Below are 18,190 nucleotides of genomic sequence, written 5' to 3' on the forward strand. Positions count from 1 at the left end.
CCCGGAAACCTTAGCTTTATTATAACAACTTATCCACATAACTCAGGATGCATCCATACTTTTCCACCAGCTTTCGGGATACGTTACTTCCTCTCGCGGCCTCGCTTTTTTCCCTCTGGATTTGTTCCTCAAGCCATTTACGCATTTCCCACACCCGGACTTCATCCGGCCAGGAAGCCCTCGCCCACTTAAGCATTTTACGTATCTGGCTCTTTCTCGCTCCCCGGAAGAATGTCTCTGCATTTATCTCCATCCTTCCGTTTGGGATGTTGAATTTAATTACCATCCTTGATCCTCCTGATTCTCGCTTTCAGCGATTCCATTACCCAGTTCTGCACATCATCCTTACGCCGCAGGGCCTGCATCACATCCTCATCGCGGGTTCCGGCACAGACCAGATGGTGGATGATGACCTTCTCCTGCTGGCCCTGGCGGTGCAGCCTCTTGTTGGCTTGGGTGTATAATTCATAGTTCCATGTAAGGCCGAACCAGATGACGTGATTCCCGCCCTGCTGGAGGTTCAGGCCGTAGGCGCTGCTGGCCGGATGGGTCAGGAGAACGTCTATCTCTCTGGCGTTCCAGTCATCCTCATCCTGTGGTGTCTTAAGCTCCCTCACCCTTAATCCTGTTTTCTCCAGGGCCTTAAGGATTCTTGTCCGGTCGTGCTGGTAATTGTAGAACACCAGCGCCGGTTTCCCCTGAAGGGATTCTATCAGCTCCATAAACGCCTCCAGTTTGCAGCCGTGAACCTCATGAACTTGACGATCCTCGCCGTAAATGGCCCCGTTGGCCAGCTGCAGCAGCTTGTTACTCAGGGCCGCCGCACTGGTTACACTAATGTCCTCCCCGTCCTCAGGCAGCTGCAGCACCATCTCACGTTCCAGCTCACAGTAGGATTTAAGGGCCTTTGCGTCCAGTTCCACCGGTATCTCATGGTACGTGATATCCGGAAGCTGCAGGTAATCATCGGCCTTCATGCTGATGCAGATGTCAGATATCTTCTCCAGGATACCTTCCTCACTCCCAGGCTTGGCCTCGTAACTGTACACCATGCCATCCGCCCCGCGCTTGTCTGGCTGGAAATACCGTTCCCTGAAATGGGTGTACCGTTTCCCCAGGCGTTCTCCACCGTCCAGCAGGAATACCTGGGCCCACAGGTCATCCAGACCGTTGGGGGACGGGGTACCTGTCAGCTCCACCATCCTTTCGATGCGCTCTCCTACGCTGGCCAAAGCCTTGAAGCGTTTCGCGCTGTGGCTCTTAAAACTGCTGCTCTCATCCACCACCACCATGTCAAAGGGCCATGCGTTCCGGTAATAATCCACCAGCCACACCACGTTCTCGCGGTTGGTGATGTAGATGTCAGCCGGCGTGTTTAATGCCTTTATCCGCTTGGCCTGGCTTCCCAGTACAGGTGATACCCGCAGCATTTTTGTGTGATCCCATTTGGCTGCCTCTTTCGTCCAGGTTCCTTCCGCCACCTTCTTAGGGGCTATCACTAGTACCCGGCGTACCTGGAACCGGTTATACTTAAGCTCCTTAATGGCCGTCAGCGTGGTGACCGTCTTGCCAAGGCCCATATCTTGCCAGATGCCTACCTTTTTCATTTCTAAAATCTTCTGGATACAAAACTTTTGATACCCATGGGGTACGAACCTCATTTTTCAATCACCTCCTTTATGTTCCTTTTGTGCTTATTTTCCATCGGACTGGACCTCTTTCTCGAACTGCCGTAATTTCAGTCCACATCCGCAATCCTCCAGGAACTGCTCCGCTTCCCGGATTCCTTTCAGTACCCTTACGTCCTGCCCCATGTCCAGGAGGCGTTTTATCTGCACCTTCTGCAAAGCGCTCAGCTTCCCGCTTTCGGCCTTAAGCTCCACGAACACCGGGCGTATACCGGGCAGTATCACGATCCGGTCCGGCACCCCATCGTTGCCAGGGCTTACCCACTTATAGGCCCGGCCCCCCAGTTTCCTTACCTCTGTCACCAGAACCTTTTCGATATCCTTTTCCCTCATGTGTTTCCCCCAAACATGGCTCTGCTTTTCTCCGCCCACACTATTTCCGGGCTTCTTTCGTCTGCCCATCTCCGACAATAGCCGCCCTCAAAAGACTGAGACTCAACGCCTAACCGTTTTCTTGCTTCTTTGATTTCGGCCTTGCGGGTTTGTGGGCTGTATATCTTGGCAAAGCACATGACTTCTTTGACAGGGCGCCACTGCCTTTTCCCAATCTCCGTAAAATACCTTGCCAACACCATCTCTGCACAACGCACTCCATTTTCATCTAGCGTCACGATATGCCTCCTGTCTACAAAACCCTCTTATCACGTGATGTGTTATTATAAATAGGCGTATTAGGCGGTATATATATATACCTATCCTATCTATTTTTATACTTATATAGATAATTGGTAGTCATAGTAGTTAGATACTGGAAAACCTTGTGTTTTCAATGCTTTTCTTGTCTACGTTATCAGGCTACTACGTTGACTACTGACTACTTACAGCGTGACTACCAGCTACTCTCTGGCTATTTTCAAACTACTGTGCTAAGTAGTTACGCGCTCGAATCCTTTTTGGTTTCCATAGGGTCCAAATCTTCTAGGGGTTTTTATCCTCTTCCACCCTTTCGTACTTAGTAAAATATTGTTGATTTCAGTGCTATCACTTCGCTTCATGTACCGCTTTTCACCTCCGTAGCATTCCTCCCAAATCTCTACTGCACACACTTTATTTCTCTTAACGAGCTCCACGCTCTCGTCATGCTGAAGGAATCCATTTAAAAACTGTCTCCGCTGACCGATAGCCAGCTGATCCCAATTTGACGGTATCGGCTTTTCCAGGAAATCCTGTATGATTCCCTCCTTCCCTGACAGCTCCCTGTGGCTCTCCTGCTGTTCCACGGCCATAGCCTCTATCTCTTTAGGCAGATACAGCGGCTCTCCCAATGCCCAGTACGTGTACGCCTCAGCCCATATCTGATCCACCTCACCCGGCATATCGGTCCAGATGGATTTCTGCGCCGGATGCAGTCCTGCATCGATCGGCCAGAACCGGCGGTTGCCCGTCGCATCCTTTAGGAACTCATTGTCGTTGCTGGTCCCAAAAAACACGCAGCGCCTTGGGTGCTTCTCTGTCTGCCTGCCGTAGGCCGCCCTATAGATGTCATGGCACTTGCTTAAAAACTGTTTGATGGCGGATGTCTCCTGTTTCGTAAAGGCCGTAAGTTCCCCAACTTCATTAATCCAGGTTCCCTGTATCAGCTCCGCAGCATCCTTGCCCTCAAATGATGTAAGGCTGTCTGAAAACCATGCTTTTCCCAGATTCGAGAGGAAGGTACTCTTACCAATTCCCTGCGGCCCTGTAATGATGGGCATATTATCATATTTCACACCGCCCACAACAGCCCTTGCCACGGCCGCGCACAGAGACTTACGCATGACCGCCCTTGTATAAGGCGTGTCATCGGCTCCCAGGTAGACGCTTAACAGGGTATCCGCCCGTTTTACACCGTCCCATGCAAGGCTCTGAAGGTACTGCTTGACCTCGTTAATCTTGTTCTGCTCCCCTACGATTGCCAGGGCGTCCGTCATGTTGTTCCGGGCCGTGATGCCATAGTAGGTCTCCATGTACCAGTAGAAACCCGAAATGTCCGTATCTGTCCACAGTCGTTTCTCAGTCTCCTTGTTCCACGGCACCGCGCCTAAGACCAGCCCCCTTCCTGCAAATTCATCCGTGACAATCCTGCCTTTTAGCAGGGGGTCATTTTGGAGCACCAGGATGATGTTGTTCACAGTCTTTTTGTAATTCCCGTTTCCATCCACCGCCAGCTGTCCCAGCCAGTCCAGGCTTTCAGGGGCCGTCACCGTGGTTTCTCCCGCGGAGGCGAACGCCGCCGCAGCCTCGTCGTGTTTCTCCCGCGCCATCCGGTCGGCCACAGCCTTGTCAGACACTGCAAGCCTGCTCATGGCCACGAAGGACGGAAGCTTATTGGCTGGCGTCCCTTCTTTGGCCGCGGCGTCCTTATCGCCGTACATATGCAGCCGGACCAGGTCGAACGCGTTGACCAGCTGGCCGCAGCAGGGGTCATGGGAATGGTGGGAGTACAGGAACAGGCCGCCGTCATATACGATGGCGCCGCCGGTTGTCTCTCCTCCGGTGTATGTGTAGCGCCCCGTTGTGGCCGTCTCCTCATACATCCCCGGGATAAACCGCTCCATCGCCTCAACGATGCCGTACGTACGGCAGAAAGCGCCTATGACGCCCCGTTTTGTTGTGGGATCCTCCTGCTTGGCCAGCCGGCGCCGTTCAATGGCATCCGCTCCCGGCACCTGGGGCCATTGGGTGACGTCCTTCCAGTCCCCGTACATCCCCAGCAGCCCGTCCAAGCTGCAGAATGGGCTGTCGTATACCTGATATACATACTGGCTGTCGCTGCAGCAGCTTGGCCAGTACATGAGCCTGTGCGGCTCAAACGTAGTCGGGTCGCAAAATTCAATCCCCAAAAGGGACGCCAGTTTCCTAGCCGCCGGCTCATACTCATCTGCTGTTGCCGTCCTGTCCACCGGTACGATGACGCGCAGCCTCGGGGCGTACCCGCTGTGTTTCCGGGTGCTGTACACGGCCGCGGCGCACCCCAGCCCTCCCACGCGCCTCAGGATGCCGTCCGTCTGCCCCGCAGGGATATTGTCCAGATCCAGTGTGAGCAGATCCCTGCCCTCCACATGGTCCTGCTTCCTGCGGTTCCCCTTAAAGGTGCCGCCCACGAATCCGCCTATGTCCTTAAGTTCATCCTGCTGCGCTTTCGGGAAAGCAAGGTACTGATCCAGTGTCTCGCCGCCCCTTACCGGGATGCTGAGCTTTTCTGTAAACTCAGACCACATGATGGCGCTTCCCGGCCACTGTATTGCCTTCCGGCTTCCTGCTGTGCTTATATGCAGCATCCTGTTATTCTGCACTCTGCCCCCTCCTAGTCCTTCATGTAGTAGCCGCTCTCAAACCCGGCGCCCTTAAGTACCAGCCCCGGCGCCCAGGGTATCGGTTCGGCCATCAGGCCGCATATTTCGTCCACTGTCGTTTCCATGGGCGCGTCGATGATAACCTCGTCATGCACATGGAACACCACCTGCAGGCCTCTGGCCGCGATCCGTTCCAGCGTAACTGCCAGACAGTCTCTGGCGATGGCCTGGACAATGTTTTCGGTCATCTTACCCCCATAGGTCGATGTTACCTCCCACTTTCGGGTCTGCTGCCCCATCGTGTGGTAATGAACGGCTGTTTTCTCGAATTGGTTCTCCTTTAGGAATGGCCTGCAGTAGTACAGCTTACGTCCACTCGGCAGACGTACCGTGAGAAAGGACTGGCCATAGATGAGATCCCCTTCCAGCGCGAATATGAGCCCGTTGATACCCTGCGGCTGTGCTGTCTCCATGACGGTAATCGCTGCGTTCTCTACGGCGTACCACAGGCCGCATATCTGCCGGTTCGCCTGACGCCACCGCTGTACAATGTCCGGAAGTTCCTCTTCGGTCAGGCCCATCCTTAGTGCACCCATACTGACCAGGGAATGGGTGCCTCCCTGGTAACCCAGGGCCAATGTGGCCACCTTTCCCTTCTGCCTTAGGGCGTACTCAGGGTTTCCCTTTGAAATCCGCTCCACCGGCACCCCGAACATCTGGGAAGCCGTGGCCTCGTAAATCTTCCCGTGGGTGGCAAACACCTCGTTCACCCACTGTTCCCCTGCCAGCCAGGCAATCACGCGGGCCTCAATGGCGGAAAAGTCCGCCACTACGAACTTATGCCCTTCCGACGGGATAAACGCTGTCCGGATCAGCTGTGAGAGCGTGTCAGGCACATTTCCGTAGACCAGCTTAATCCCGTCATAGTTCTTAGCCTTCACCAGCTTCCGGGCATAGTCCAAAGTCTTGATATAATTTCTGGGAAGGTTCTGCAACTGTACCAGCCGTCCGGCATACCTCCCGGTACGGTTGGCTCCGTAGTACTGTGTTAATCCGCGTACCCTGTCGCCCTCTCCGCGAGCCGTGTCCATGGCCACGTATTTCTTGATGGAGGTCTTACCCAGCTGTTGCCGGATTTCAAGCATCCGGCAGACATCCTCCGGAAGATTCTCCTTATCCTTCAGTAGGTCCGCCACCGTGGTTTTCTGTAGGTCACCCAGCAGGTCAGGGTCATCCGGATGCTTTTTTGAGTGGTTGTTGATCCATGGTACCAGCTGCGGCTGGCTGTTCGGGTTTGGCAGTCCCGTAAGCTTCATGGCCTCGTCCGTCAGCTTCTGGGCGCTAATTCCATCTATGTACAGAGCCCCTTCAATCAGTCCTGTGTCCACCCGGACGCCATAAGCATTCATCAGGACGTCCATCTGCCAGAGTTTTTCTTCTTCCTCCGGCATCGGGAACAGGTTCAGGCGCTTCAGTATCTCATGTTCCGTGACCACATCCTGTCTGCAGTATCCCTTAAAAAGGTTCCACTTGTCCGTATCATGCCAGGGCTGGTTCCACATACGCCCGCCATTGGTTTTTGTCGGCTTGCAGGGTACACAGAAGTACCGGATCAGCGCCTTGCCGACCGCGAGCTTCTGCTTGTCCTGCGGCAGCCCGATGGCCCTTCCTGTGGCATCCAAACCGGCAGTATAACCACAGTACAGGCCATGGGCCATAGTACACCGCCACTGATCAATCGGAGTCTCATAACCGGCACGGTTTAAGCAGTACCATTCAAATGCCGCACCATAGGCGTGTTTGATAACAACCGGATCGTCAAGGGCCTGCGTAAGCCAGCAGGAAAGCTCCTCCCCATTTTTAAGATCGATTATCTTAACCGGGTCATCGTCCCACTGGTACGCGAACAGGAGGATCTCAAAATCCGGAGACTGTGCGTATTTGTAAGCGCCAGCCTTCCCTATATCCTCGCTGCTGCGCGTCTCTATATCAACGCTGAGATGATGGTTTTCCATCTGTGTTCCTCCCTGTCAGACTGAAGGGCTTTCCGTCCCCTCCTAAAATCAATACGGCATCCCAGTGATTGGATTGATGGCTGCCTGCTGCGGGGCGGCGTATCCTGCCTGCTGACCGTACTGCGCCTGCTGCGGCACCGGTGTCCCGAAAGCCTGTGCTGCACTTGGCGCGCTGCCTCCCAGGGAATCTCCGTCTCTCAGCTTCTGTACCGGCCCCAGGCCGCAGCCAATCCCCTTCTTGCTGCCAAAGGCATAAGGGTAGAACGATACATTCACACGCCCATACATGCCGCTGTATACCTCGGACTGGTTGATAATGGGGTTCCCCGTCTTGTCCACGATCTCGGGTGGGTAATCCGCCTTAGCGCTGGCCGTGAACACCCAATGCCCCTTGCACTCAGGCCCGAAGGCCATGCCATCAGACGGCCTCACGCCATCCCCGTCATAGACCGGCACCGGGACGATTGGCGGGCACTGTCCGTTCCACTTCTCGCTGATGCCCCGCTGCTTCGCGGCCTCAATGGCCGCGTTAATCCTCCCCATGGTGTCCGTGTCCGTTTTCGGCACCAGCACAGTTACCTGGTACTTCTCCTCCTGTCCTGGCTGATAAGCGTAGGGTTTAAACAGGTGCACATAGGACAGCCTTACTTCTCCAGTTGTTACATTCGTTAATTCATTCATGTTATTCTTCCTCCTTGAACGCCTCCGCGGCGCTTACTTTATTTGTGATTGCTGGCCGGTTATCCGTTTCTTCTGCTAATGCCGGCTTCCCCGGCTTCTTGATGATCAATCCGCCTACAAGTTCCTGAAAATTCTTCTTTCCGACCACCTTCTCGACCTGAGCCAGCGAGAGCGGCTTACGCTCCCATAGGATGGCGTCTGATATTCCGTTCGATGTAAGGACACCGAACGCCTTATCCATGTCAGTCCAGTCCCTGGAGCCGCGTCCCTCCACGGCCTTCCACCCTGGTACCTCCTTACCGGCCAAGCACTCCGACAAGGCCGCGTCCTGGGCGTCGCTGAGCCACCTGGCCGCGTCCCTGCCCTTAAGCAGATACCGGCCCAGTTCCTCATTTGTGAGGAGGTTCGGATCCGTCCCCGCCAGGAAGGCCAGTTCTACGTTCTTCTCCGCCCGGGCTTTGCATCTTCCCCTGGCCCTGCAGTACCTGCATGTCTTAGGGGCCGGCGCAAACTCACCTTCCCCCTTAATGGCCAGGGCCGCCCGTTCTTTTACGAACTCACCAAACTGCAGAAGCTCATTCAGGGAACACTCCCACTCTGAGATCCCGTCCGGGAGCCGTGGCTGCACGATGGACAGCCTCACCGTCTTAAACGTATAAAGAATCCTATACGCCTCATAGGCCCCCAGGGCATACAGCAGCATCTGTGGGTTCCATTCGGCATTCACGCGGCCGTCCGGGCTCTTGCCATACTTGAAGTCAATGACATGTAGGATGCCGCCCCCTATCAGGATGCAGTCCGCCGTCCCTCCGGCCTCATCCTCATCAGGGAGATGCGGTATGTAGGCATCCAGATTTAAATATGATTCCAGCTTTACCGTGGGGCTGGACTTGAACTTCATGGCAACGGACTTAACATAGTCCAGGTAATCATCCGTATAGCCCATCATCTCGTCATCCCACAGTTCCTCTTTCTTTAGCTTGTTGATGGCCGCCGTCAGCTTCCGTTTCCCAAAATCCACCGTGTAGAAGTAATTCCTTGCTTTAAGCTCCGCCAGTTCATGGGCCAGCGTCCCTTCTGCGGCGGATGTGCCGGCCTTATCCGGGAACTGCCTCCCCAGCAGGGCGCTGGGGGTGCAGGCCATCCACTGATGGGCATTGGACGGGCTTAACAGCGAATGCTTCCTTCCGGCATGTCCCCCCGTCATATCTGTGCCCCCAACCCCCGGAGCGCGGTCGCGAACGCGCCATACTGCTCCGGCCGCAGAGATGGCAGCGCCTCCACCCCGAAGCTCTGGATAAGCTGCAGCAATTCCGGCTGCTTGCCAGAGTCCATCAGCGGAATGGCTGCCTTCGTCAAATCATCCAGAGTATAGCTGGGTGCGGTCGTGGGTACCGGCGCCGGAGCCGTGTGAATTATCTGGGGGACAGAGTCAGCTGGTTCTATGGGCGCCTGCTGTACCTGCGCGTTCCGGGATTGTACCGGGACTGTCATTTGCATCGCGTCCCCTGCCAGCTTCTTTGCGAAACCCATCATTTCCTCGTAGTCATTAAATGTAACTGTAATCATCCTTCGATTCCTCCTAATCCTTCTTTTGATGTGGCTAATTTTTCAATCAGCCGTGTAATACCCTTAGCCATTTCCAGCCGCGATTCCATCCGCAAAGATCCTGCTTTGCCTTATGGCCGCCCCTCTCATCCACTTCTGGGTCATACGTCAACGCCTGCAATACCGCGTACTGCTCTGATAACTCATACAAGCCTTCTTTGATCCTTGATTTTCCTCCGCTTTCTGTGTTATATTATTGATAGTGGTATTTTTCATCTGGCCGATTGGAGTTTGTGCCTCCCTCGGCCTTTTTCTTGCCTTTCCGTTTCCTCATCCGTATACATTAAGCCCCAGGGCTGCCGCCGCCCGGTTCGTCCCGTTCCTTCGCCTGCTCATCCCGCGCCTCCTTCATAGGTTGATATATCCGCCCCAGGTCAATGCCAGAAGCGTTGTGCTGACCGCTGAGGTAAGCAGCAGGGCCGTTCTCCATTTCAGGGCCTCCCGGCAGTCCCTTCTGGCCTCCTTAAGCCTCCCCTTAAGCCAGGCACAGGTTTCCTTAAGCTCTTCGTAGGTTGGTTCCTTTGCTGTGGGGATAATCTGTATCATTGTCTGGCCCCCCCTGTCTGTTCATTTTTATGGGCGGTTAATTCAAACCGGCAGCTTCCTACATCCGGCACCAGCAGCTTGATTCGGGGGTAGTCTTTAAAATCCCTTGCGGCAGAGCCGTCATACATCTCTCCTACCTGGGAGTTGCCATGCATCCTTCCTACCTGGGCGCTGTCATGCATCTTTCCTACCTGGGAGTTGCCATGCATCCTTCCTACCTGGGCGCTGTCATGCATCTTTTCTACCCGGGAGCTGCCACACATCACTCCTACCTGGGAGTTGTCCCACATCTCTCTTACCTGGGTGCTGTTATACATCTCTCTTACCCGGGAGCTGTCATGCATCTCTCTTACCCGGGAGCTGTCATGCATCTCTCTTACCTGGGTGCTGTTATACATCTCTCCTACCTGAGAGCTGTCCCACATCTCTCCTACCTGAGAGCTGTCCCACATCTCTCCTACCTGAGAGTTGTCCCACATCTCTCCTACCTGGGCGCTGTTATACATCTTTCCTACCTGGGCGCTGCCATACATCACTCCTACCTGGGCGCAGTTATACATCTTTCCTACCTGGGAGTTGTTCAACAGAACCACAGCATCACCGCACAGTTTCTCCACTTCGCAGTCCTTTAGCATATAGTACCCAGTACGCAGCGTATCAATCTTTTTACCAGCCAGCACATGGCCGCTCCACCATTCCTTCACCGCTGCCCGGAACCTGGATATGTGGCCCTCCCTGTCCTCCTCAAACCAGTCCGGCACAATATCCTGGTCAATCACAAACTCCCACCCATCCGGGTTTGTCCACCACTCATCTTTCTCAGGTATCAGCTCCGCCCGTACAAACACCCTGGCGGCGTTTTCGTATGTATCGCTTATGTTAAGCTCCTCCAGCATGTCTTGGTGGCTGTCATTGTCCTTCCGGGCGATTACCACCCTGTCTTTTAATAGAATTCCGCTTCGGAATCTGCACATGTCTTTTTCCTCCTTTTCTTCCCCTCATCCTATACTGCTGGCCGCAGACACACAGGATGGCTTCAATGATAACATTGGATTACCCCGCACACCTGAACCATTGAACTGGTCAATTCCGGCAGGTCAACATCTGCTGCGCTTTTTGATTTTTCCGCTAACAGTTCCAGCTGCTGGCGGAGAATCTCCTTTTCTGTCATCTCGCAAATTTTCTTTTCCACCTCGCTCACCCTCCTTTCTCCCCTATGGGGGCTGCTTGTCCAACAGGGCCGCCATTAGGCGGTTTTGCTTTTCTTTTGAAATCCAGATCGATTCATTATGCTATCTTGAATCGCATACGCAATTCGTTTTAGTTCCTCTATATCAAGAGAATCCATGCAAACATCCTGTCCAGATATTTCTATTTTGTTTATTACCTCATACTTTACCAATTATCACCCCCCCCCCCTCTCTGATGGAATATATGCTGCTATGGTTGTACCTCTTACGTTGTCCGACTTGTCTTTTCCTTCCCCTCATCCTATACTGTACTTGCAGGTGTTGCAGCGCCGAGTATAAAAGAAAGGAGACGAACATATATGGATGATAACTATATTTCAGGTGGAACATTGCAAGTATGCCCTCATTCTCATGAGCTTGTAATTGTCACTTTTTTTGACCATCCAGAAGTTTTTGACCTATCGCAATGTCCTTATCATTCAGAATGCTCCGAAAGTACCTGTCCTCTCTGTAATTATTTAAGAGAATAATACAGGCTTTTTTACTGGGTTTCCTTGGAGGCTCCGTATTCCATTTGCGAACGCTTCACAATGAAATACCCGTACCCTTTATCGTACTCAATAGTAACCCTCTGGCTTTTTTCCGCTCCAAACCCTGCCATGTTTCGTGTCAGTTTGACTATGTCTTCTTCCTTCCCAATGAGAAAGTCAACACCCTTGAGATTTCCAGATTCCACATCTTTTTTATCCTGCTCCATCCCATAATGTTGATATACTTCAAGAGTTGTTTTTTCCATTGCTATTCTCCTCCCTGTTCATGTTGCACACACTCTTGTTCAAAGATAATCCAGAAGAAATTACAAAAATCGAAAAGGCTTTAGACATTTTCAAGTCTTTACGCCCTGAATTTCAGGATTATGCTTTAGAGCAAATTAAAAAGTTAGCCGAACTTCAAAATAAAGCCTAATCACAACAAAGTTTTTTCTAAATAATTTCAAAATCCCCTTGACTATTATGCGCATAATGCGTATAATATAATTGTAAGGAGGTTACTGAATGAGATTCCGGGAAATAGAGAAAATTATCTTAGCAGACGGATGGCAATTTAAGAAAGCTAAAGGTTCTCACTATTCTTACATCCATCCGACAAAACCTGGCAAGGTTTCCATTCCAAATCATCCCGGAGACCTTGACCCCCGTACAATCAAATCTATTTTGAAGCAGGCCGGGCTATAAAGCCCGGTACTGCAACACCATAAAGGAGGATTCTTCTATGAAATTAACTTATCCCGCTTGCTTCTATCCTTGTGAAGAAAAAAAAGGAGGGTTCACTGTCGAAGTTCCAGACCTTCCCGGCTGTGTCAGTGAAGGGGCTTCTCTGGCGGAAGCTATCCTTATGGGTACAGACGCCGCTTCCGGCTGGGTTCTTGATGAATTAGAAGACGGAAAAACCGCCCCCAAAGCAAGTCCCATCGAAAGCATTACCCCAGAACCCGGCGGATTTGTAAGTATGCTGGTTCTGGATATGGATGCTTATGCCGAAAAGTACGGCGAAAAGGCAGTAAGAAAAAATCTTACCATTCCTGCATGGCTCAACACATTTGCTGAAAATAATCACATCAACTTTTCACAAGTCCTTCAGGATTCCTTAACTGCACTCTACCAGCAAAAACAGCACGCCTAAACAATTTGCCCCGGTTCACTGGCGAATCGGGCAATATTCTTTTCTTTGCAGGAGACACCGGGCTGGAACAGTGCCAGCAACTCCATTTCTCATTTATGCGTCCTCCTTTTCTTCTTTACTTGTCTTTTCCTCTCCCTCGTCTTATACTGTATTTAGGCCCCGGCAGGGCTGAGTATGTATGAAGGAGGAAATGCATGGCATTATTACGTTATTATATTGATTTACGTTCCTATTCTGATAATGACAGGGAAGCACTTGCCAACAAATTAGAATCCCATGCCTTTTTATTTACATCTTTTCTTGATAAATTTGGAGTGTATGAAGTATATTGGGATTCTCCAGAGTCTATATCGCAATCGTTAGGCATTCCGAAACGGTTTATATTTACAACTATCCCTCAATCTTAATATCTACCACTGGGCGTTCAGGATTATAGTCAATTGTAATTCTGAACGCCTTTCCAATTTGTACGGGTTTCAATGTTTGTTGTCCTGCGATAATAAGCTTTTCAACATCTGACTTTCTTACGCGTATATGTTTTTTCAGTTCCATTTCACTCACCACCTCATTCATTTTATGCACCCTCCTTTTCTTCTCTACTTGTATTTTCCTCTCCCTCGTCTTATACTGTATTTAGGCCCCCGCCAGGGCTGAAATACGAAAAGGAGGTAACTTAATGGTACTCTACTCTCTCTTTTTTGATGAAGATGTCCCTCAGCAGAAACGACATGAAATTGCTACTCTTTTTGAGGCGATAGGCTGGGAAGTGAACAAGCAATGGAAAGCACCTAATCCTTTTCTGGGGAATCTCGATATCACATCACTTGATATCACATGCTGGGATCCCTCCCCACCCCGGCTTCCCGAACTTCCGCTATGCTGTCATCTGAAAAACTCGGAGAATCATAACTGGAAGGTTCGCGTCATAATCAATGATGATGCGGACTTTCTTCTCTTTCCGTCCCATCATAATCCGCTCAATACCAAACACTTTCCTGTTATTCTTATTATTTTTTATTTCTGTGAATGAACGTCCTCCCAAATCCAATATCCTGATTCCGAAGTGCTCCAGGATTTTCTTAATCTTTCTTTGTTCTTCATGCATCCTCTCACCTCGCTTCCATTAGAAAATATTCAACTTTACTTACTGGTATCTACCTCATCCAGCTTCCGTCCTATATGCCTCTCCAGTTTGTACCGATAGATGTTATACTCACACTTTTCCTTATTGCCAAGCTTGCCCTTAGGAATTACTTCTCCCAAATCCCAAAGGCCACGCTTCATGCGCTCCCGGACTTTCTGAGCGCCACATCCTATATAATGAGCTGCTTCCTTGGCATTAAAAATCTCTTTCATGTGTTCCCCTCTTTCTCGTCCTCTGCGAACAGATAATCAATTGATAAATCTGTTCTCAAAATCCGTTTGATTCTGACGCATTCTTTCAATGACAAATTACTTTTTCCATTCAACTTAAGCGATAATGTTGTTGGAGTGATACCAAGCTCTCTTGCCAAATGTGCCTGTGTAATTTTAACCCTTGCCATCTCAGCATCAAGATTTCTATACAAGTTTTATCACCACCTTTATCGATTTTTCGTGATTGTAAGTTTAGTATATACGATTTTTCGAGATTGTCAATGCTTTTTTTCGAATTTTCGTGATTTATTTTATTTTTTTTTATATGTTATATTGATTTTTCGAGATTTTAATGATATGATGAAATTACTTAATAAAAGGAGATGAGCTTAATGAATGAGGTAGAGGCAACGCTTAAAGACATCATAATAGAACGATATGGAAGTTTAAAAAAATTTTGTGTTATTATTAATATGCCTTGGACAACACTGGATAGCATCTTAAAGCGAGGTGTGTCCAATTCTAACATTAGTAATGTACTTAAAATCACAAAAGCACTTGGAATCAGTGCAGAAAAATTAGCTGATGGAGAAATTGTCACAAATACTGAATTTATTTCAGATGGTGGCTCGGCTCACACCATGGCCGCTCACTTTGATGGAGATGAATTTACCGAAGATGAACTTGATGATATCCGCGCATATGCAGAATTCGTGAAAAACAGACGCAATAGGAGTTGATTAATTGACACCAAAAGAAGAACTTGAACAGGAAGCTTATGATTGTGGTGTTCCTGTAGATTATATAAATTTCAAAAGTGACCAATTATGTGGCTTGTATATAGATGGCTCAATCGCACTAAAAAGTGGAATGTCAACTGCACAGGCGACTGACACTCTTGCCGAAGAACTGGAGCATCATTACACCACAGTCGGAAATATTCTCAACCAGAATTCCGTTGTAAACCGTAAGCAAGAACGTATTGCTCGGCTTCGAGCTTATGATCGGCGGATTGGCCTATCAGGTATTATTCAGGGTTATCGGCGACATTGTCTTAATCGCTATGAGCTTGCTGAATACCTCGGAGTGACTGAAGGATTTTTACAAGAAGCTATTGATTGTTATAAAGAAAAATACGGAACATTCGCTGAATTAGATGGATATATTATATTTTTTGATCCATCGTTTGGTGTAATGGAAAAGTTTTAAGATTAAAATAGCCTGTGGCTTTTTAATAAATGTGGATATAAAGACCAGATGCGGAATAGACTAAAAATATACTCATTGACAAAGCTGTAAAAAGCTGATACACTTAGGATACAATTAGGAAATGACTGCTGTGCGGTCACGATAAGGGTCTTAAGGCATCCGCTTTAAGGCCCTTATCGTTTATGGAGATAATCTACAATGGCAAATTCTCAAGCATTTACTACCATAGATGAACAAATCGAACTATTAAAACGCCGCCATTTAGAATTTAATGATGTTTGCACTGCCAAGCCATTATTAGATAACTATGGGTACTATAATATCATCAATGGCTATAAAGACCCTTACGTCTATACAAAAGACGGGCAGGAATTCTATAAAGACGGAATTACTTTTGAGCAAATATATTCTTTGTTTCATTTGGATCATGCAATTAGTCATCAAATCATGACTACCCTACTGGATCTGGAGGATCATTTAAAAGCTGTAACCGCCTATGTCATCAGCGAAGCTTTTGGCTCAGAACAAAAAGACTATCTGAGATTTAATAATTACCAAAACAGGCGCTCATCAGCCAAACAGTTTACGCTCTCAGCTATTTTGGAATCACTGAATAAAACATCAATGTCAAACAAAAATCCAATCAAGCACCATAGAGAAGTATATGGAAACGTTCCACCGTGGGTACTATTTAAAGGTGTTTATCTTAGCACAATTATTAACTTTATAAAGTTGCAAAAGCCAAAGCAGAAAGAAGCTATTATCCGACATTTTTATTCGATCAGTGAAGAACAGATGAATCCGTACATACGAGATATTTTTATGGATACTTTATTTATCAGTTTGGAGTATCGCAATCTTGCAGCACACGGTGGAAGAATTTATAATTATGTTCCAGACTCAACAGTAAGAATAACTGATAAATCAAAAGAAGCGCTTGGAGATATAATTACAAACTATTCTTCTATAGAATCCGCACACTCGCTAGGAACATTAGTGCTTCTATATGATTTGTTTAAGAAAAAATCATATAGAGATGATTTAAGAAAAATCATCCACAGCAATGTTACTGCCCATTGCCGTAAATATCCGGATGATATGGAATATTTAATGAAAAGTATTGGCATCGACCACATAGCACATCCCGTTCACAAATGAAAAACCGCCCAGTATTGGCGTACCGAACGGCTTTACATAGATTTATTGCCGAAAATTCTGATTTAAACATCAAAGTTAGATAATACTATTATTTTGCCCCTGTCCCTCCAGCAGGCCGCGGGGGCCACCACCTTGACAACATAATATCCTTACCCAGGGAACCGATGGGGCGCTATTCTAGCCACCTACTCTTAAGAGAAAGGGGCTGGTGCTTATGTACGTTACTTTTAATGACTTATTTACATTTGTTATCATGCTCGTAGCAGTCATAACTCTTGTTAAGCATAAAAAATAACGCCCTCACCCGGAAAGTGTAGCGTTATTTTTTAATACATATTACCGAGGTGGCTAGATACCAGCTAGTCATCGGTTCTCTTGTTAAGTATATTATACATCAGGCTTAGAAATTTTTCAACAATAAATTTAACCGTCCCTGCGCTAACAGGAACGGATTTTATAAATACTATTGCCGGAATACTCCTGGCTATAATATTGGTCTGAGCACCTATATTATACCATCAAAAAGCACCCCCGGTCAATAGGTGCTCTTTTTATGTTCAAAAATAAGGATGGTGATTAATTATGGCAAAGAGAAAGAGAAGGAAATACCCCAAACTTCCTAATGGATACGGTTCCATACGCTATCTTGGTGCAAACCGTAACAATCCGTTTGGCGTATATCCTCCAACTCAAGAATTTGACAAAGATGGGATTCCAGTACCTGTGCAAGCGTTGGCATATGTAGATAACTGGTACTATGGTTTTTCCATTCTAACAGCATACAAAGCAGGTACGTTTGTACCGGGTGTATATCCTCCAAAGCCGGATGTAGGCAAAGACGAGAAGGATATGAGCGTATTGGTCAAAAAACTTCTGGCGGATTACAACCAGGTATGCAATATTGTATCCGGCAAGGAGACAAACCATCCCGGCGATAACCCAACATTTAAGGATGTATATGAACAATTTTATGATTGGAAATATACTGATAAGGACGGGAATGTAAAGAAAAAGAAATACTCTAAGAGTACCATGTATGCCTCTCAAGCAGCTTTTAAGAACTGCTCAACACTTCATGATAAAGTATTCAAGGATTTGCGCCACAAGGATTTGCAGGCTGTTGTGGATGCCTGCGAACTAAAATATGCCAGTTTGGAGCATGTTATAAATCTATATCACCAGATGTATGATTTTGCTGATATGCAGGGTCTGTGTGAAAAAGATTACTCTGATAAAGTAAAAATCAATATTGAAGATGATGATGAACAGGGAATTCCTTTTGATGAGGGCGACTTAAAAATACTCTGGCAGCACAAGAATGACCCAACGGTAGAGTTTATATTAATTATGTGCTATAGTGGATATAGGATTGTCGCCTACGAATCAATCACTGTAAATTTGGAAGAAAATTACTTTCAGGGAGGAGTTAAAACTAAGTCCAGTAAAAATCGTATTGTCCCAATCCATCCCGGCATCCAGCCTTTGGTAAGGAACCGACTAGATAGGGATGGGAGGTTACTGGTTAGCGCAAATAAATTCCGAGCTGACATGTATGCTAAATTGCAAGATTTGGGAATTAATAGACATACTCCGCATGATTGCAGGCATACATTCTCAAAATTGTGCGAACACTATGAAGTTAATGAAAATGACCGGAAAAGAATGCTTGGTCATTCATTTGGACAAGATATAACAAATAAAAAATATAGTCACAGAGACCTTAAAGATTTGATGAATGAAATTTGCAAGATAAAAATCTGTTATTAATTTGTTACTAACCT

25 protein-coding genes are annotated in these 18,190 nt (G+C 48.3%); 8 read left to right on the forward strand and 17 right to left on the reverse strand.

The features are described 5' to 3' along the window. Positions 1-19 precede the first annotated feature (19 nt). The 12 genes from FYJ39_RS08650 to FYJ39_RS08705 all read right to left on the reverse strand — a co-directional run bounded on the left by FYJ39_RS08650 (position 20) and on the right by FYJ39_RS08705 (position 11,005). Entirely contained in the window at positions 20-286 is a 267-nt protein-coding gene (locus FYJ39_RS08650) for a hypothetical protein (RefSeq protein WP_154472071.1), read from the reverse strand. Then, positions 276-1,661: a DEAD/DEAH box helicase gene (locus FYJ39_RS08655; protein ID WP_154472072.1), complete on the reverse strand. Its 1,386-nt coding sequence runs from the start codon at positions 1,659-1,661 to the stop codon at positions 276-278. Before FYJ39_RS08655 ends, FYJ39_RS08650 begins: the two co-directional genes overlap by 11 nt. A gap of 33 nt (positions 1,662-1,694) precedes the next feature. Further along, complete coding sequence (locus tag FYJ39_RS08660) at positions 1,695-2,021, reverse strand: VRR-NUC domain-containing protein (protein WP_154472073.1); 327 nt, start codon at positions 2,019-2,021, stop codon at positions 1,695-1,697. Next, positions 2,018-2,299: a hypothetical protein gene (locus tag FYJ39_RS08665; protein WP_154472074.1), complete on the reverse strand. Its 282-nt coding sequence runs from the start codon at positions 2,297-2,299 to the stop codon at positions 2,018-2,020. The genes FYJ39_RS08660 and FYJ39_RS08665 overlap by 4 nt, the downstream gene beginning before the upstream one ends. A 255-nt stretch (positions 2,300-2,554) precedes the next feature. After that, positions 2,555-4,963: a virulence-associated E family protein gene (locus FYJ39_RS08670; RefSeq protein ID WP_328597536.1), complete on the reverse strand. Its 2,409-nt coding sequence runs from the start codon at positions 4,961-4,963 to the stop codon at positions 2,555-2,557. An 11-nt stretch (positions 4,964-4,974) separates the two neighbouring features. After that, positions 4,975-6,978, reverse strand: coding sequence for a DNA polymerase (locus FYJ39_RS08675; RefSeq protein ID WP_154472075.1), 2,004 nt, complete (start codon positions 6,976-6,978; stop codon positions 4,975-4,977). A gap of 48 nt (positions 6,979-7,026) precedes the next feature. Continuing rightward, on the reverse strand, positions 7,027-7,659 hold the full coding sequence (locus FYJ39_RS08680) for a DUF2815 family protein (RefSeq protein WP_154472076.1): 633 nt from the start codon (positions 7,657-7,659) through the stop codon (positions 7,027-7,029). 1 nt (position 7,660) lies between these two features. Further along, positions 7,661-8,866: a DUF2800 domain-containing protein gene (locus FYJ39_RS08685; RefSeq protein WP_154472077.1), complete on the reverse strand. Its 1,206-nt coding sequence runs from the start codon at positions 8,864-8,866 to the stop codon at positions 7,661-7,663. Beyond that, positions 8,863-9,228, reverse strand: coding sequence for a hypothetical protein (locus tag FYJ39_RS08690; protein ID WP_154472078.1), 366 nt, complete (start codon positions 9,226-9,228; stop codon positions 8,863-8,865). Before FYJ39_RS08690 ends, FYJ39_RS08685 begins: the two co-directional genes overlap by 4 nt. 387 nt (positions 9,229-9,615) lie before the next feature. Then, positions 9,616-9,813 (reverse strand): hypothetical protein, encoded by a 198-nt coding sequence (locus FYJ39_RS08695; RefSeq protein WP_154472079.1) that lies wholly within the window; start codon positions 9,811-9,813, stop codon positions 9,616-9,618. After that, positions 9,810-10,787: a DUF4573 domain-containing protein gene (locus tag FYJ39_RS08700; RefSeq protein ID WP_154472080.1), complete on the reverse strand. Its 978-nt coding sequence runs from the start codon at positions 10,785-10,787 to the stop codon at positions 9,810-9,812. The genes FYJ39_RS08695 and FYJ39_RS08700 overlap by 4 nt, the downstream gene beginning before the upstream one ends. A gap of 62 nt (positions 10,788-10,849) precedes the next feature. Continuing rightward, positions 10,850-11,005, reverse strand: a complete 156-nt coding sequence (locus FYJ39_RS08705; RefSeq protein ID WP_154472081.1) for a hypothetical protein — start codon at positions 11,003-11,005, stop codon at positions 10,850-10,852. Between the two features lie 357 nt (positions 11,006-11,362). Here FYJ39_RS08705 and FYJ39_RS08710 point away from each other — a divergent pair, with 357 nt between their 5' ends. After that, positions 11,363-11,533 carry a hypothetical protein gene (locus FYJ39_RS08710; protein ID WP_154472082.1) on the forward strand — a complete coding sequence of 57 codons (171 nt, stop codon included), beginning with the start codon at positions 11,363-11,365 and terminating at the stop codon, positions 11,531-11,533. An 11-nt stretch (positions 11,534-11,544) separates the two neighbouring features. On the opposite strand, the gene FYJ39_RS08715 is transcribed toward FYJ39_RS08710, so the two are convergent. After that, positions 11,545-11,799, reverse strand: a complete 255-nt coding sequence (locus FYJ39_RS08715) for a hypothetical protein (RefSeq protein WP_154472083.1) — start codon at positions 11,797-11,799, stop codon at positions 11,545-11,547. 259 nt (positions 11,800-12,058) lie between these two features. Between FYJ39_RS08715 and FYJ39_RS08720 the strand changes: the two genes are divergently transcribed. The 3 genes from FYJ39_RS08720 to FYJ39_RS08730 all read left to right on the forward strand — a co-directional run bounded on the left by FYJ39_RS08720 (position 12,059) and on the right by FYJ39_RS08730 (position 13,093). Beyond that, the gene (locus FYJ39_RS08720; protein WP_154472084.1) at positions 12,059-12,238 is read left to right on the forward strand and encodes a type II toxin-antitoxin system HicA family toxin; all 180 of its coding nucleotides are present in this window, start codon (positions 12,059-12,061) and stop codon (positions 12,236-12,238) included. A 37-nt stretch (positions 12,239-12,275) separates the two neighbouring features. Beyond that, on the forward strand, positions 12,276-12,686 hold the full coding sequence (locus FYJ39_RS08725) for a type II toxin-antitoxin system HicB family antitoxin (protein ID WP_154472085.1): 411 nt from the start codon (positions 12,276-12,278) through the stop codon (positions 12,684-12,686). A gap of 194 nt (positions 12,687-12,880) precedes the next feature. Beyond that, complete coding sequence (locus FYJ39_RS08730) at positions 12,881-13,093, forward strand: hypothetical protein (protein WP_154472086.1); 213 nt, start codon at positions 12,881-12,883, stop codon at positions 13,091-13,093. Here the strand turns inward: FYJ39_RS08730 and FYJ39_RS08735 are convergent. From FYJ39_RS08735 to FYJ39_RS08750, 4 genes are all read right to left on the reverse strand, one after another. Further along, complete coding sequence (locus tag FYJ39_RS08735; protein ID WP_154472087.1) at positions 13,077-13,259, reverse strand: hypothetical protein; 183 nt, start codon at positions 13,257-13,259, stop codon at positions 13,077-13,079. The two genes, FYJ39_RS08730 and FYJ39_RS08735, sit on opposite strands and share 17 nt — an antisense overlap. A gap of 301 nt (positions 13,260-13,560) precedes the next feature. Continuing rightward, complete coding sequence (locus tag FYJ39_RS08740; protein WP_154472088.1) at positions 13,561-13,791, reverse strand: hypothetical protein; 231 nt, start codon at positions 13,789-13,791, stop codon at positions 13,561-13,563. 35 nt (positions 13,792-13,826) lie between these two features. Further along, on the reverse strand, positions 13,827-14,042 hold the full coding sequence (locus tag FYJ39_RS08745) for a hypothetical protein (protein WP_154472089.1): 216 nt from the start codon (positions 14,040-14,042) through the stop codon (positions 13,827-13,829). Next, positions 14,039-14,254: a helix-turn-helix transcriptional regulator gene (locus FYJ39_RS08750; protein ID WP_154472090.1), complete on the reverse strand. Its 216-nt coding sequence runs from the start codon at positions 14,252-14,254 to the stop codon at positions 14,039-14,041. Before FYJ39_RS08750 ends, FYJ39_RS08745 begins: the two co-directional genes overlap by 4 nt. 180 nt (positions 14,255-14,434) lie before the next feature. Between FYJ39_RS08750 and FYJ39_RS08755 the strand changes: the two genes are divergently transcribed. The 4 genes from FYJ39_RS08755 to FYJ39_RS08770 all read left to right on the forward strand — a co-directional run bounded on the left by FYJ39_RS08755 (position 14,435) and on the right by FYJ39_RS08770 (position 18,176). Further along, positions 14,435-14,782 carry an XRE family transcriptional regulator gene (locus FYJ39_RS08755; RefSeq protein ID WP_154472091.1) on the forward strand — a complete coding sequence of 116 codons (348 nt, stop codon included), beginning with the start codon at positions 14,435-14,437 and terminating at the stop codon, positions 14,780-14,782. Between the two features lie 4 nt (positions 14,783-14,786). Continuing rightward, on the forward strand, positions 14,787-15,251 hold the full coding sequence (locus FYJ39_RS08760; protein ID WP_154472092.1) for a hypothetical protein: 465 nt from the start codon (positions 14,787-14,789) through the stop codon (positions 15,249-15,251). A gap of 198 nt (positions 15,252-15,449) precedes the next feature. Further along, positions 15,450-16,409: an Abi family protein gene (locus FYJ39_RS08765; protein ID WP_154472093.1), complete on the forward strand. Its 960-nt coding sequence runs from the start codon at positions 15,450-15,452 to the stop codon at positions 16,407-16,409. 582 nt (positions 16,410-16,991) lie between these two features. Next, a complete protein-coding gene (locus FYJ39_RS08770) occupies positions 16,992-18,176 on the forward strand; it encodes a tyrosine-type recombinase/integrase (RefSeq protein ID WP_154472094.1) in 1,185 nt (394 codons plus the stop codon). Positions 18,177-18,190 lie beyond the last annotated feature (14 nt).

Origin of the sequence: Clostridium porci (assembly GCF_009696375.1) — a bacterium.
GTDB classification, from domain to species: Bacteria; Bacillota; Clostridia; order Lachnospirales; family Lachnospiraceae; genus Enterocloster; species Enterocloster porci.

What these genes read in the sequence shown, in the direction of transcription:
- FYJ39_RS08770 (WP_154472094.1), top strand. Translation starts at nt 16,992, where the DNA reads ATGGCAAAGAGAAAGAGAAGGAAATACCCCAAACTTCCTAATGGATAC.
- FYJ39_RS08725 (WP_154472085.1), top strand. Translation starts at nt 12,276, where the DNA reads ATGAAATTAACTTATCCCGCTTGCTTCTATCCTTGTGAAGAAAAAAAA.
- FYJ39_RS08680 (WP_154472076.1), bottom strand. Translation starts at nt 7,659, where the DNA reads ATGAATGAATTAACGAATGTAACAACTGGAGAAGTAAGGCTGTCCTAT.
- FYJ39_RS08660 (WP_154472073.1), bottom strand. Translation starts at nt 2,021, where the DNA reads ATGAGGGAAAAGGATATCGAAAAGGTTCTGGTGACAGAGGTAAGGAAA.
- FYJ39_RS08765 (WP_154472093.1), top strand. Translation starts at nt 15,450, where the DNA reads ATGGCAAATTCTCAAGCATTTACTACCATAGATGAACAAATCGAACTA.
- FYJ39_RS08745 (WP_154472089.1), bottom strand. Translation starts at nt 14,042, where the DNA reads ATGAAAGAGATTTTTAATGCCAAGGAAGCAGCTCATTATATAGGATGT.
- FYJ39_RS08675 (WP_154472075.1), bottom strand. Translation starts at nt 6,978, where the DNA reads ATGGAAAACCATCATCTCAGCGTTGATATAGAGACGCGCAGCAGCGAG.
- FYJ39_RS08720 (WP_154472084.1), top strand. Translation starts at nt 12,059, where the DNA reads ATGAGATTCCGGGAAATAGAGAAAATTATCTTAGCAGACGGATGGCAA.
- FYJ39_RS08740 (WP_154472088.1), bottom strand. Translation starts at nt 13,791, where the DNA reads ATGCATGAAGAACAAAGAAAGATTAAGAAAATCCTGGAGCACTTCGGA.
- FYJ39_RS08690 (WP_154472078.1), bottom strand. Translation starts at nt 9,228, where the DNA reads ATGATTACAGTTACATTTAATGACTACGAGGAAATGATGGGTTTCGCA.
- FYJ39_RS08735 (WP_154472087.1), bottom strand. Translation starts at nt 13,259, where the DNA reads ATGAATGAGGTGGTGAGTGAAATGGAACTGAAAAAACATATACGCGTA.
- FYJ39_RS08685 (WP_154472077.1), bottom strand. Translation starts at nt 8,866, where the DNA reads ATGACGGGGGGACATGCCGGAAGGAAGCATTCGCTGTTAAGCCCGTCC.
- FYJ39_RS08650 (WP_154472071.1), bottom strand. Translation starts at nt 286, where the DNA reads ATGGTAATTAAATTCAACATCCCAAACGGAAGGATGGAGATAAATGCA.
- FYJ39_RS08695 (WP_154472079.1), bottom strand. Translation starts at nt 9,813, where the DNA reads ATGATACAGATTATCCCCACAGCAAAGGAACCAACCTACGAAGAGCTT.
- FYJ39_RS08710 (WP_154472082.1), top strand. Translation starts at nt 11,363, where the DNA reads ATGGATGATAACTATATTTCAGGTGGAACATTGCAAGTATGCCCTCAT.
- FYJ39_RS08655 (WP_154472072.1), bottom strand. Translation starts at nt 1,661, where the DNA reads ATGAGGTTCGTACCCCATGGGTATCAAAAGTTTTGTATCCAGAAGATT.
- FYJ39_RS08715 (WP_154472083.1), bottom strand. Translation starts at nt 11,799, where the DNA reads ATGGAAAAAACAACTCTTGAAGTATATCAACATTATGGGATGGAGCAG.
- FYJ39_RS08755 (WP_154472091.1), top strand. Translation starts at nt 14,435, where the DNA reads ATGAATGAGGTAGAGGCAACGCTTAAAGACATCATAATAGAACGATAT.
- FYJ39_RS08730 (WP_154472086.1), top strand. Translation starts at nt 12,881, where the DNA reads ATGGCATTATTACGTTATTATATTGATTTACGTTCCTATTCTGATAAT.
- FYJ39_RS08700 (WP_154472080.1), bottom strand. Translation starts at nt 10,787, where the DNA reads ATGTGCAGATTCCGAAGCGGAATTCTATTAAAAGACAGGGTGGTAATC.